This is a genomic window from Acinetobacter sp. WC-141 (assembly GCF_000313935.1).
Lineage (GTDB): Bacteria > Pseudomonadota > Gammaproteobacteria > Pseudomonadales > Moraxellaceae > Acinetobacter.
The window spans coordinates 64,712-77,833 of the sequence record NZ_AMSS01000088.1 but is presented as its reverse complement, the minus strand read 5'-3'; the positions used below and the strand labels follow the sequence as shown (position 1 = coordinate 77,833).

Here is a 13,122-nt window from a genome sequence, read left to right as displayed (position 1 = left end):
TTTTTTTTATAAAATTTATTGTGCGTCTGTGCACAATTTGATGTTTTTAGTGCGAATCTACAGGGTAGAGTTTTGCGGCACTATGTTCACTCGATGAAAAAATAGAGAAAAGGCTAGAAAACCACATCATGATTTTTTGGAAAATATTGGCTTCTTCAATATGCACGTTATCTTCAATTTGAAGACTACGGATAAGCTGGTTGTTTTGATAAATAGATACTGTTGCCAAACTCATGACTTTCATTAATGGCGCAGTTAACTGTTTTTCATTGAGTTCAATATTTACACGTGTTTGTGTCGTTTCAAGTGGAGCAATAACCTTTGGTTGCAGGTTGCTATCAAGCACTTGAACGCGTTGAGTCACATTATCAAAAGTATTTAAGTCAATCGGTGCTGGGTCAGCATATAAAGACGTCGTGACAATTGTCGGTTGCTTTGTTGCTACCTTAAACATTTTTAAAGTCGATTTTACAACAGGCAGTTCGGCAATTATTTTTTGCTCAGGAATAATGACTTCATCGCGTGTATAGGCATAAGCAAGATTCATTAATTTATCTGCGATCTCAGCGCGTTTTACCGCACTCGGTGTACCTAAAACAATCACCAATAAACGTCTTTGAGCTAAGTCAGATGAAAATGAAGGACGAGATGCCGTTAATGCCAAATTATAACCCGCTGCTTTCGTGTAACCCGTTTTTAAGCCATCAACAGATGGGTCATATTTCAGTGCAAGGTTAGTCGCATGATGGAAACGTTGGTTGTAGCTAAAGCTTGGCATTTTTGAATAATGTAAATATTCAGGAGTTTGTTTAATTACAGCCTGACCTAATAAGCTTAAATCATGCGCTGTGGTGTAATGATCCGGCATTGTAATCCCGGGAGGATTACTAAAGTGAGTATCTTTCATGCCCAACGCTTGAGCTTCCTGATTCATACGTTGTACAAAGTGAGGAACATCGCCAGAAATTTTTTCAGCTAAAGTCACAGCTGCATCATTTGCCGACATCACAATTAAACCTGCTAATAACTGATCAACTGAAATTTGTTCACCAGCTTTAAGATACATTTGTGATTCATCCCACTGCACCACACCAACCACCGGCGTTGCAGTAATGATTTCTTCTTTTTTAAGCCTTCCAGCTTTAATCTCTTTTAAAGCAATATAAGCAACCATCATTTTTGTTAAAGATGCTGGTGCGCGTTGCACATGGCTATTATGCTCGGCAATGATTTGACCCGATTGAGTATCTACAATAGTCCATGCTGCGGCTTCTACACTTTCAGGTGCAATATTGAGTAACGCAGCATTGGTTAGGGTAGTGCAAAAAATACTGAAGAGGGTAAAAAGAGATAGAAAAAATTTCACGGATGACCTTAACTTTTACGAGCAAATACGGGGCACAGATGCACAGCATGCTATGCCTTTTTTTCGTGGAAGGCTAGTGGGAATTGTTGCCAAAAAATACATCTACGCAAGACGATATAAAAAAATGCTAAGCTAATGTGAAGCCGTTCTTATTTTAAATTGAAGAATTTATGTTGCATTATCAAATTGAGTTCGATGATTACAAACAGCACCTTGTTCACGTAACAATTCGTTTTTTAGCCAATCCGAATCAGGAGCTGTGGCTGCCAACGTGGATTCCGGGTAGTTATCTAATTCGAGAGTTCTCAAAACACATTGAATCCGTTAAAGCTTATGATGAAGCAGGACGTATGCTGGATATTAAAAAAACGAGCAAAAATCGTTGGCGTTTATTTAATACAGATCATGAATTAATGACAATTGAATATGATGTTTATGCATATGATTTGTCTGTACGCGGTGCCTATGTAGACCAGACGCGCTTATATATTAATCCGGCGTGTGTATGTTTAGCATTAGAAGGGCAAGAACAGTCTGCTTGTGAAGTCGAAGTTTTCTTGCCAGATGAATTAAAGCATTTTCAGTTAGCAACAGGCTTAGCCTCAAAAAGCCTAGTCAAAGGTCGCTTTACTTTAAAAGCTGATCATTATGATCAACTGATTGATAGCCCGTTTGAGTTGGCTGATCAAACACGCTTTAATTTTGAAACACATGGCATTGAACATGAGTTTGTAATTTCCGGCCCACATAATGCCAATACGGAGCGCTTAAAAGCCGACATTGAAAAGATTTGTGCAGCCGAAATAAATATGTTCGGTTCAGCGCCATTTAAAAACTATACCTTTATGACGATGGCAACCGGGAATAGTTATGGTGGTTTAGAACACTGCAATAGCACCAGTCTGATTACACCACGCGAAGATTTGCCAAAATCGAATGAACCAACTGAACCTTCTAAAGATTATCAACGCTTTTTAGGCTTATGTAGTCACGAATATTTTCATTCATGGTTGGTAAAGTTTATCCGTCCAGAAAACTTTGCAAACTATAATTTGCATCAAGAAGGCTACACTTCTTTGCTTTGGATATTTGAAGGCTTTACTTCATATTATGATGACCTGATTTTATTGCGTAGTGGCGTAATTTCTCAGAAGTCTTATCTTGATTTACTTAAAGCACAAATTGACCGTTATTTGCAAAACCCGGGCCGTTTTGTTCAAACCGTTGCTGAATCAAGTTTTGATGCATGGATTAAATTTTATCGTCAAGATGAGAACTCAAATAACGCAGGCACCAGTTATTACAATAAAGGTGCTTTAGTTGCGTTGTGCCTAGATTTAGGTTTACGTCTACGTGGTTCTAGTCTTGATGCTTTAATGCGTCGATTATATGAAAATACTCAAAATGGTATGCAAGTAAATGAAAGAACCATTTTTGATTTGTGTAAAGAACTAACGGGTGATAATTGGATTGAACAAATTAATCATTTGATTAACACGACTGATGAATTACCGCTTGATCAATTGTTTCCTGAATTTGGCTTAAGCTATAGAGTTAAAACCGATAAATCTTTGCCATTAGGCTTAAAACTTGTCGATAAACCAGAAGGTGTGCTTGTGCAAAGTGCTCGCCGTGATAGTGCAGCAGCGAAAGCAGGTATTTCTGCCAATGATGTGATTGTTGCAATTGATGGTTTAAAAGCGACCACCAAGCTTATTGAGAAATATTCAAAACAAGGTGGTACGTATACTGTCTTTGCTTTCCGTCGTGATGAGTTAATATCTTTTGAAGTCGATTGCACTACAACTGATTTAACTGAAGTTGAACTCATCGTTGAAGATCAAGCTAAAACTGAAAAATGGTTAAAAGCTTAAATTAAAGCTAAATAGTTTATAAAAAACCGATGTTTTGCACATCGGTTTTTACTTTTATGTACTTCCCAATGGTGAAATCCGATTTACCTTTGAGTTTATTTTGAATGAAAAGTATAATAATTGTCAGAACACTGAAAGATATCTCATGTATTTTAATGATGTTTAATGTCTAAAATGTAATCTGTATATGCGTATTACAATGACTTAGATATCAGAAAATTATCTATACATTTGAATTATGTATTATTTCATTGCGAAATGTCGTTATCACTGGATATTTCGTTGACTGGAAGGCAATGAGAGCCGATACTCTCAGGGTTTTATTTAAGCATATCGGTTCGTAGGCACTGGGTCAAAAGCTCGGTCCTCAACACTCAATCAAACGGAAGGGGCTATATATGGCTGGTGAAAAGTCAACTATTATTTACACACTGACTGACGAGGCGCCACTATTGGCGACCTATTCGCTACTGCCGATCATTGAGACCTTTACTAAGCCAGCTGGCATCGAGATTATTAAAAGTGACATCTCTGTAGCTGCACGTGTGCTCGCAGAATTCGCTGATTACCTAAGTGAAGAGCAAAAGGTATCCGACAACCTTGCAGAGCTTGGTCGTCTTACACAAGATCCAGATACTAACATTATCAAACTCCCGAACATTAGTGCGTCTGTTGCGCAATTAACTGCATGTATCAAAGAGCTTCAATCAAAAGGTTATGCAATTCCTGATTATCCGGAAAATCCTGCAACCGAAGAAGAAAAATCAATCAAAGCTCGTTATGGTAAGTGCCTTGGTTCAGCAGTAAACCCTGTCCTTCGTGAAGGTAACTCTGACCGCCGTGCTCCAGCAGCAGTTAAAAACTATGCGAAAAAACACCCTCATTCAATGAGCGAGTGGAAACAGTGGTCACAAACTCACGTTTCACATATGGAAGAAGGTGACTTCTACCATGGCGAAAAATCAATGACACTTGATCGCGCACGTGATGTGAAAATGGAACTTATCACGAACAGTGGTAAGAGCATTGTTCTTAAGCCAAAAGTTGCGCTTCAAGAAGGCGAAATTATTGACTCAATGTTCATGAGCAAGAAAGCACTTTGTGATTTCTATGAAAAAGAACTTGATGATTGTAAAGAAGCAGGAATTTTATTCTCTTTACACGTAAAAGCGACAATGATGAAAGTTTCACACCCGATTGTTTTCGGTCACTGTGTGAAAATCTATTACAAAGAAGCTTTCGAAAAACATGGTAAGTTATTTGACGAATTAGGTATTAACGTTAATAACGGTATGGCTGGGTTATACGAGAAAATCGAAACTCTTCCAACGTCATTACGTGAAGAAATCATTGAAGACTTACATGCTTGTCAAGAACACCGTCCTGCACTTGCAATGGTTGACTCGGCAAAAGGCATCACTAACTTCCACTCACCAAACGACATCATCGTTGATGCTTCTATGCCAGCAATGATCCGTGCTGGTGGTAAAATGTGGGGTGCTGATGGTAAGCAATATGATGCTAAAGCCGTTATGCCAGAATCAACATTTGCCCGTATTTACCAAGAAATGATCAACTTCTGTAAGTGGCATGGTAACTTCGATCCGAAGACTATGGGTACTGTACCGAACGTTGGTTTGATGGCTCAAAAAGCTGAAGAATACGGTTCTCACGACAAGACTTTTGAAATTTCAGAAGCTGGTATTGCAAACATTACCGATCTTGACACTGGTGAAGTGTTATTGACTCAAAATGTTGAAGAAGGCGATATCTGGCGTATGTGTCAGGTTAAAGATGCTCCGATTCGTGACTGGGTAAAACTTGCAGTAACTCGTGCACGTAACTCAGGCATGCCTGCAATCTTCTGGCTTGACCCGTACCGTCCACACGAAAATGAATTGATCAAAAAAGTACAAAAGTACTTAAAAGATCATGACACGACTGGTCTTGATATCCAGATTATGTCTCAAGTACGTGCAATGCGTTACACACTTGAACGCGTAGTACGTGGTCTAGATACTATTTCTGTGACTGGTAACATTTTACGCGACTACTTAACTGACTTGTTCCCGATTATGGAACTTGGTACTTCTGCAAAAATGTTGTCCATTGTTCCGCTTATGGCGGGCGGTGGTATGTACGAGACTGGTGCAGGTGGTTCAGCGCCAAAACACGTACAACAGCTTGTTGAAGAAAACCATTTACGTTGGGATTCACTTGGAGAGTTCCTTGCTTTAGCGGCTTCTTTAGAAGAAATGGGTATTAAAGAAAATAATGCTCGTGCTAAGTTGCTTGCGAAGACTCTTGATGAAGCGACTGACAAGTTACTTGACAATGGTAAGTCACCATCACGCCGTACAGGGGAGATTGACAACCGTGGTAGCCATTTCTACTTGTCACTTTACTGGGCTCAAGCGCTTGCTGCACAAGACGAAGATGCTGAGTTAAAAGCTAAATTTGCTCCTCTTGCAAAAACTTTAGCTGAAGAAGAACAGAAGATTGTTGCTGAACTTGCTCAAGTACAAGGTAAACCAGCTGACATCGGTGGTTACTATGCAATTGATAAAGCAAAAGTAGATGCTGTAATGCGTCCAAGTGCTACATTTAATGCAGCTCTTGCAACTGTTGAAGCTTAATTACTAATTCGTTAGTAAATAGCTCAAAAGCCGGTGTTTATACACCGGCTTTTTTATTTTTATAAAAATAAAAGGCATTAAAAAAGCCCACCTAGGTGAGCTTTGAAAATTTAGATCTTATCGAGCATTGCGTCCACGACCACGTGGGGCTTTAGCATTTGGACGAGTTGTACCGTTGGTCTTACGACGCGGCTTCTCACTTTCATCCATCTGCCAAATACGTTTTGTACCAGACTTTTTCGCAGAACCATCTTTATTCTTACGAACCATTGGTTTACCGCCAGTACCACCTGGTTTTTTCACATATGAACGTGAACGATAAGGTTCTTCAGCTGGAACATCTTTAAAGTCAGGGTAAAGCAAAGGTTCAATTTCTTTAACATCGCCTGGTTTTAAGCCGAGTTGAACTAGATCAATTGAACCAATTTTAGTACGAATTAAACGTAAAGTTGGAAAACCAACCGCAGAAGTCATACGACGAACTTGACGGTTGCGGCCTTCGCAAATTGAAATTTCGATCCAAGATGTTGGAATATTTGCACGAAAACGTACAGGTGGGTTACGTTCCCATAACCATTCTGGCTCACTTACTTTAATGGCTGTGGCAGGAAGCGTCATACCATCATTAAGTTCTACACCTTTACGAAGCTGCTCAAGCGCTTCTTCAGTTACATCGCCATCAACTTGAACTAAATAGGTTTTGTATTTTTTATTCGCAGGGTTGGTAATGAACTGATTCAGACCACCATGATCGGTTAAAAAAACTAAACCCTCAGAGTCCATATCAAGACGGCCTGCCAAACGCAAAGTCGGGTCATCAACAAAGTCAGAGACGGTCATATGCGCTTCGTCTTTACGAAACTGGGAGAGAACGTCATATGGTTTGTTGAGAATGACAATTTTCATAAAAAATGGCTTCTTCTTTCAAATAACTAGAGAAAACATTGAGGTTTATTTAAGTGAGAAATTTTATTATTTCTCATATAAATCCCAAAAATGATTAAATTCAATTAAGCTATTATGCGTTAAGAAGCGTTGAAAGTATTGTGTATCGATAATTATTTTTAGTTAATTAAATATTATAAAAGGGAGAAAACACACAATGGGTTATCAGAAGATTGTGGTTCCTGCAGATGGCGACAAAATTACAGTAAATGCAGACCTGTCACTGAACGTACCAAATCATCCAATTATTCCTTTCATTGAGGGTGATGGTATTGGTGTGGATATTACACCAACCATGAAAGCAGTCGTAGATGCTGCTATTTTAAAAGCTTACGGTGGCAAACGTTCGATCGAATGGATGGAAGTGTATTGCGGTGAAAAAGCAAATAAAATTTATGGCAGCTATATGCCAGAAGAAACTTTTGAAGCGCTTCGTGAGTTTGTTGTATCCATTAAAGGTCCTTTAACCACCCCCGTAGGTGGTGGTATTCGTTCACTCAACGTTGCCTTACGCCAAGAGTTAGATTTGTATGTATGCGTACGTCCAGTGCGTTGGTTTGAAGGTGTTCCTTCTCCAGTTCAACACCCAGAATTAACTGACATGGTGATTTTCCGTGAGAACTCGGAAGATATTTATGCAGGGATTGAATGGAAGGCCGATTCTGAAGAAGCTAAAAAAGTAATTAGATTTCTTCAAGAAGAAATGGGTGTGACGAAAATCCGTTTCCCTGAGGGATGTGGCATTGGAATTAAACCTGTATCGAAAGAAGGTTCTCAGCGTTTAGTGCGTAAAGCCATTCAGTTTGCAATTGAAAATGACAAGCCTTCTGTGACCCTTGTTCACAAGGGCAATATCATGAAATACACCGAAGGGGCATTTAAAGAGTGGGGTTATGAGCTGGCTCTAGATCGTTTTGGCGGTGAGCTGATTGATGGTGGCCCATGGGTTAAAATTAAAAATCCGAGAACTGGTAAAGACATCATCATTAAAGATGTGATTGCAGATGCGTTTTTACAGCAAATTTTAATGCGTCCCGCCGATTACTCTGTTATTGCAACGCTTAACTTAAATGGTGACTACATTTCCGATGCTTTAGCGGCAGAAGTAGGCGGCATTGGTATTGCACCGGGTGCAAATATTGGTGGTGCAATTTCAGTTTATGAAGCGACGCATGGTACTGCACCTAAATATGCGGGTCAGGATAAAGTAAACCCGGGTTCTATCATTCTTTCTGCGGAAATGATGCTACGTGATATGGGTTGGACAGAAGCTGCTGATCTGATCATTAAAGGGATTTCAGGAGCGATTGCCGCTAAAACCGTAACTTACGATTTTGAGCGTTTAATGCCAGGTGCAACCTTGTTACGTTGCTCTGAATTTGGTGGTGCGATTATAAAACATATGGAAGATTGAAAAATCTTGTATAAGCAAGCCCTCAGTTGAGGGCTTTTTTTATTGCATAAATTCGGGATGTTTCGGAGTTTTAATAAGACCGATTTTCTTTTGATAACTCTGATCTAGGGCCTGAATAACGAGAACGAAAGCAACTAGAAATAAAGGAAAGAGCAGAGTTTTCATGATTCGGTTTCTCCGAGAGTTGAGGTGAAAGAAGGGCGTACAGGTAGTAAAAGGCAAATTGCAAAGAGAAGAACGATTCCACCCAAAAGAAAGAGGTGGGCATAAGACCAATGCAAATGATGCAAAGTACTAATGACTACGCCACCTAAAAGCTGAGTGCTAGCAAACCCAATCGTGGCAAGACTCCAGAGCTTTTGATAACGCTGTTCATAAATCTGTAGCAAGCTATAAGAGCTAATAAACACCGTTGCGGGGGTCAGTAAGCCGGTCAGAAAAGAAGATAGGGCGAGTAAAGAAGTGGTCTGTGAAAGGAAAGGTAAAACAACGGCTAGGCAGTAAATGCCATATAACCATTTAATCGCCTGTATATATCCCACTATTCGGCTTAAGCAATAAGCGACAAATGCACCAATGCAGCTTCCCACTCCATAGAGAACCCAAAATAAATTCCTTTGCTGTAATGGAAAATGCAGAGTCCCAGATAAATAATCCATCCAGAACAAAGAATGTGGAATATAGGCAAAGGCACTACACATATAGGCAATAATAATGACAAGGCCTAAACGTGATTTTTGGGAGACTTGCAGCGTTGTAGAATGCGGCTTAATCATCTGAGCCTTATTAGTGCTTAATAATTGATAAAGAGTTAAGCTTCCTAATAGAGAAAGACTAGCAAAAATATCCCAAACATACTGCACAGGCATATTTTTAAGTAGGGGAATAATAATAGTGGCAGATAAAACGCCCACACCAATCCCGCTAAATCCTAAAAAATTAACTTTTAATCTTTGATTGGCTGGAATGTATTTCATCGCAAAGCTAGGGGCTAAAATCATAAGTAAGCCTCCAGCAATACCTGAAATCGTACGCCAGAAAATAAACCATGCCAGAGGCATATCCATGAATGAACAGCCTAGTAGGCTGACGCTACCCGCAATAGTTGAGAGTACGATCATGAATGGAATGTACTTTTCTTTAATACTCAATAACGCCAATAAAGCACCTATGAGATATCCCAATAAATTTGCACTGCCTAAGTAACTGGCAAAATCATGGGTCCAATGGTATTGCTCGATCATGATGGGCATAAGCGCAGTATAGGAAAATCTAAAAACACCAATTCCCAAACAAGTTGCCAAAAAGACAAGTAAGCTCATTCGATAAAACGTAGACATGAGAAGACGCTCAATTTTTTTATTATTAAAAGCGAGTTTCTTCATCATTAAAAATGATTTAATATGATTGTAGTTATCTTGTTTTGAGATAGTAGTATGTTGCTTAAGTCTCTAGAGTTTTTTTTAGCAGTGGCAGAGAGTGGAAGTTTTTCATTAGCTGCGCAAAAAATGTATACGGTTCAATCGAACATTACGAGTCATATAAAAAAACTTGAAGAAGAGTTAGGGGTGATTTTATTCAATCGTAATAATCCTGTGACTTTAACGAATGCCGGACAACAGCTACATAGTTATGCTGTTCAAATGATTGCACTACACAATAAAGCTAAGAAGATCTTTCAAGAAGGTGGAGTTGATCCTACTGAAATAATTCGCCTTGGAAGCATGGAGACAACTGCCGCAATACGTTTGCCACAGTTACTCAATCAATGTATGCAGCAATATCCTACTTTACCCATTGAGCTCCAAACTCATCCGACGCGTTATTTATTAAATGCAGTACATCAGGGTGAATTAGACTGTGCTTTTATGGCATCTAAACATTCTATTCCTGAGTTATATAGTTTTCCTGTGTGGCATGAAGAGCTGGTTCTGGTTTGTCCTAAGCAACAAGAAAGCTTTCCAGACATGGCAACCCTTGCAAAAACTAGATTTATTGCCTTTCGACAAGGTTGCTCATATCGACATGCCATAGAGCTTTTCTTGAATGACTTTAGTATTCCACCCTCGCAAATTATGGAAATGGGAAGTCTGGATGGAATCGTGAGCTGTGTAGAGCTGGGAGTGGGTTTTGCTTTATTACCGAAGTCATATCTCACAAAAGTTGCAGATAAAGTGTCAGTCAATTGTTTTGATCTAAATACTGAATCTGCTTATTTCACTACATATTTAGTTGCCCAGTCACCAGAAACCTGGGGAAGCAATTTAAAGCAGTTTATTTATTTTATTGAGCAACAATTTGAATTAAAGGTTGCTTAGGTAGAGGTTGATTTTTATACATAAATATCCTACGTAATTTATAAATTAAAAGTGATATATATGTATTTAAAAGTCATTTTATATTCTCACGCAAGTTTGTAATCATCTTGATGCTATAAAATTGTGGAAAAGGGTAGTTTATATAGGCCGGCTATGGTCAAATATGCCCCCTTGAAAGATGACACAAGCAATAATTTGGAGTTTGGGAATGAATATACCCTTAATCATCAATATTGTGGTTTTCGTCGGGTTAATATTTTTACTCGCCCAAACACGTAAAACAGATTGGAGCTTATCGAAAAAAGTTCTGGCTGGCTTAATTCTCGGTGTGGTGTTTGGTTTAGGACTACATTTGATTTATGGCGGTGGCCATCCGATTCTTGCTGAATCTATTAGCTGGTTTAATATCGTTGGAAACGGCTATGTAAAACTTTTACAAATGGTTGTTATGCCTTTGGTATTTGTGTCTATTTTGGGAGCGGTTGCAAAACTACACCAAGCATCGTCATTAGGCAAAATCAGTTTTTATACGATCGGCACTTTACTCTTTACAACGCTCATTGCTGCATTGGTAGGGGTATTTGTTACTAACCTGTTTGGCTTAACGGCGAAAGGTTTGGTGCAAGGCGCTGCTGAAACTGCACGCTTAACTGCCATTAATACAGATTATGTGGGTAAAGTTACCGATTTAAGTGTACCGCAGTTTATTCTTTCCTTTATTCCAAGTAATCCATTTGCTGAATTAACTGGTGCCAACCCAACTTCAATTATTAGTGTGGTTATTTTTGCTGTCTTTTTAGGGATAGCAGCGCTCAACCTAATGAAAGATGATGAAGAAAAAGGTCAGCGTATTTTAACCGCAATCCAGACTTTACAGTCTTGGGTCATGAAGTTGCTTCGTCTCGTTATGACATTAACACCCTACGGTGTTTTTGCGCTTATGACCAAAGTTGTGGCAAGTTCGAATGTCGCAGATATCTTAAACTTAGGCGGCTTCTTGGTGGCATCTTATTTAGGTTTAGCCATCATGTTTGTTGTGCATGCCATTATTTTGACCCTGACAGGTGTTTCTCCACTTAAGTTCTTTAAAAAAGTTGCTCCTGTTCTGACTTTTGCATTTACCAGCCGTTCAAGCGCTGCCAGTATTCCACTGAGTATTGAAGCGCAAACTCGCCGTTTAGGTATTCCTGAATCTATTGCAAGTTTCTCTGCTTCTTTTGGTGCGACCATTGGTCAAAATGGTTGTGCGGGTTTATATCCAGCAATGCTAGCAGTTATGGTTGCGCCAACCATGGGAATTAACACATTAGACCCAATGTGGATTGCATCGTTAGTGGGTATTGTGACCTTAAGTTCAATTGGTGTTGCCGGAGTAGGTGGTGGTGCGACTTTCGCTGCGCTGATTGTTCTTCCCGCTATGGGCTTACCTGTGACTTTAGTTGCACTTCTTATTTCAATCGAACCACTCATTGATATGGGCCGTACTGCGTTAAACGTAAATGGTTCGATGACTGCTGGTGTTGTGACCAGTCAATTGATGGGCCAGACAGATAAAGACATATTAAACAGTGAAGATGAAATTGAATTAACACATCACTAATACACTGTAAGAGACGATCCAATCAATTTGATTGGGTCGTTTTTTTACGAGTGAATGATGACTGTGATGCTAATTTTTTAAAATCTATGTCTGTTTATATTTAAAAAAATTGAAGAAAATGAGCTAAATTATAAGAGTTAAATATCATGAAAATGTATCAAGTCGATGCTTTTACAAAAGAGTTATTTCGTGGCAATCCCGCTGCTATCGTTGTTGAAAAAGAATGGCTAAATGAAGAGCTAATGCAGAAGATAGCACTTGAAAATAACTTATCTGAAACTGCCTTTGTAAAAATTATAGATGCTGAAAATTATGAAATTCGTTGGTTTACGCCAACGGTTGAAGTCGATTTTTGTGGGCATGCCACACTGGCTAGCGCTTTTGTAATATTTAAAGATTTTACTGACAAGAAGACGATTAATTTTCATGTACGAAACTTAGGTCTTTTTATCGTTCATCAAGATGATGATGGCAAAATCAGAATGGATTTTCCGATTCGTAAAGCTCATCAAGTCGAAGATTATCCGGCTGTTTTACGTGAGGCATTAACTAAGCCCTTTAAAGCCGTTTATCAAAATGTTCAAGCTTACATTGTTGAATATGAGTCAGTTCAAGATGTATTAGATGAACAACCTGACATGAACTTACTCAAAAATTTAGGTAAACGGACTGCAATTACAACTACAGGTATGGACGTGGCAATAACTTCAAAAGCCGACCTGCAATATGACTGCATTTCTCGTTATTTTGCTCCTGTCGCTGGTATTGATGAAGACCCTGTTACAGGCTCAATCCATACTGCTATAGCGCCGTTATGGGCAGAAAAGCTGGGCAAAAATAATATTATGGCTTATCAGGCTTCTAGCCGCGGTGGGGTTTTATATTGCAATATCCTGTCTGAAGATCGTATTGAAATTTCAGGTTATGGGAAACTTTATATGCAAGCTGAAATTTTTCCTTAAAATATAA

At 39.0% G+C, this 13,122-nt stretch carries 10 protein-coding genes; 6 read left to right on the top strand and 4 right to left on the bottom strand.

Going from position 1 to position 13,122, the window contains the following annotated elements:
- Positions 1-46: 46 nt before the first annotated feature.
- Positions 47-1,366, bottom strand: coding sequence for a D-alanyl-D-alanine carboxypeptidase PBP6B (locus tag ACINWC141_RS17580; RefSeq protein WP_009393456.1), 1,320 nt, complete (start codon positions 1,364-1,366; stop codon positions 47-49).
- 170 nt (positions 1,367-1,536) lie between these two features.
- On the opposite strand from ACINWC141_RS17580, the gene ACINWC141_RS17575 reads away from it, so the two are divergent.
- Positions 1,537-3,240 (top strand): M61 family metallopeptidase, encoded by a 1,704-nt coding sequence (locus ACINWC141_RS17575; RefSeq protein WP_009393616.1) that lies wholly within the window; start codon positions 1,537-1,539, stop codon positions 3,238-3,240.
- A gap of 398 nt (positions 3,241-3,638) precedes the next feature.
- Positions 3,639-5,876, top strand: coding sequence for an NADP-dependent isocitrate dehydrogenase (locus ACINWC141_RS17570; RefSeq protein WP_009393692.1), 2,238 nt, complete (start codon positions 3,639-3,641; stop codon positions 5,874-5,876).
- Between the two features lie 117 nt (positions 5,877-5,993).
- Here the strand turns inward: ACINWC141_RS17570 and ACINWC141_RS17565 are convergent, their stop codons facing one another.
- Complete coding sequence (locus ACINWC141_RS17565; protein WP_034679063.1) at positions 5,994-6,782, bottom strand: rRNA large subunit pseudouridine synthase E; 789 nt, start codon at positions 6,780-6,782, stop codon at positions 5,994-5,996.
- 196 nt (positions 6,783-6,978) lie between these two features.
- Between ACINWC141_RS17565 and icd the strand changes: the two genes are divergently transcribed.
- Positions 6,979-8,235, top strand: a complete 1,257-nt coding sequence (gene icd / locus ACINWC141_RS17560; protein WP_009393694.1) for an NADP-dependent isocitrate dehydrogenase — start codon at positions 6,979-6,981, stop codon at positions 8,233-8,235.
- A gap of 39 nt (positions 8,236-8,274) precedes the next feature.
- Here icd and ACINWC141_RS19915 read toward each other — a convergent pair whose 3' ends face one another.
- Together ACINWC141_RS19915 and ACINWC141_RS17555 are read right to left on the bottom strand one after the other, a co-directional pair.
- Positions 8,275-8,400: a hypothetical protein gene (locus tag ACINWC141_RS19915; protein ID WP_009393577.1), complete on the bottom strand. Its 126-nt coding sequence runs from the start codon at positions 8,398-8,400 to the stop codon at positions 8,275-8,277.
- Complete coding sequence (locus tag ACINWC141_RS17555; RefSeq protein ID WP_009393686.1) at positions 8,397-9,623, bottom strand: YbfB/YjiJ family MFS transporter; 1,227 nt, start codon at positions 9,621-9,623, stop codon at positions 8,397-8,399. Before ACINWC141_RS17555 ends, ACINWC141_RS19915 begins: the two co-directional genes overlap by 4 nt.
- Before the next feature lie 48 nt (positions 9,624-9,671).
- Between ACINWC141_RS17555 and ACINWC141_RS17550 the strand changes: the two genes are divergently transcribed.
- The 3 genes from ACINWC141_RS17550 to ACINWC141_RS17540 all read left to right on the top strand — a co-directional run bounded on the left by ACINWC141_RS17550 (position 9,672) and on the right by ACINWC141_RS17540 (position 13,115).
- Positions 9,672-10,553, top strand: coding sequence for a LysR family transcriptional regulator (locus tag ACINWC141_RS17550; RefSeq protein ID WP_009393714.1), 882 nt, complete (start codon positions 9,672-9,674; stop codon positions 10,551-10,553).
- A gap of 208 nt (positions 10,554-10,761) precedes the next feature.
- Entirely contained in the window at positions 10,762-12,153 is a 1,392-nt protein-coding gene (locus tag ACINWC141_RS17545) for an L-cystine transporter (protein WP_009393531.1), read from the top strand.
- A 146-nt stretch (positions 12,154-12,299) separates the two neighbouring features.
- On the top strand, positions 12,300-13,115 hold the full coding sequence (locus ACINWC141_RS17540) for a PhzF family phenazine biosynthesis protein (RefSeq protein WP_009393675.1): 816 nt from the start codon (positions 12,300-12,302) through the stop codon (positions 13,113-13,115).
- Positions 13,116-13,122: the final 7 nt, after the last annotated feature.

Excerpts from the sequence above, each read along its gene's own strand:
- icd (WP_009393694.1), top strand. The coding sequence starts at position 6,979 with ATGGGTTATCAGAAGATTGTGGTTCCTGCAGATGGCGACAAAATTACA.
- ACINWC141_RS19915 (WP_009393577.1), bottom strand. The coding sequence starts at position 8,400 with ATGAAAACTCTGCTCTTTCCTTTATTTCTAGTTGCTTTCGTTCTCGTT.
- ACINWC141_RS17540 (WP_009393675.1), top strand. The coding sequence starts at position 12,300 with ATGAAAATGTATCAAGTCGATGCTTTTACAAAAGAGTTATTTCGTGGC.
- ACINWC141_RS17545 (WP_009393531.1), top strand. The coding sequence starts at position 10,762 with ATGAATATACCCTTAATCATCAATATTGTGGTTTTCGTCGGGTTAATA.
- ACINWC141_RS17550 (WP_009393714.1), top strand. The coding sequence starts at position 9,672 with ATGTTGCTTAAGTCTCTAGAGTTTTTTTTAGCAGTGGCAGAGAGTGGA.
- ACINWC141_RS17575 (WP_009393616.1), top strand. The coding sequence starts at position 1,537 with ATGTTGCATTATCAAATTGAGTTCGATGATTACAAACAGCACCTTGTT.
- ACINWC141_RS17570 (WP_009393692.1), top strand. The coding sequence starts at position 3,639 with ATGGCTGGTGAAAAGTCAACTATTATTTACACACTGACTGACGAGGCG.
- ACINWC141_RS17565 (WP_034679063.1), bottom strand. The coding sequence starts at position 6,782 with ATGAAAATTGTCATTCTCAACAAACCATATGACGTTCTCTCCCAGTTT.
- ACINWC141_RS17555 (WP_009393686.1), bottom strand. The coding sequence starts at position 9,623 with ATGATGAAGAAACTCGCTTTTAATAATAAAAAAATTGAGCGTCTTCTC.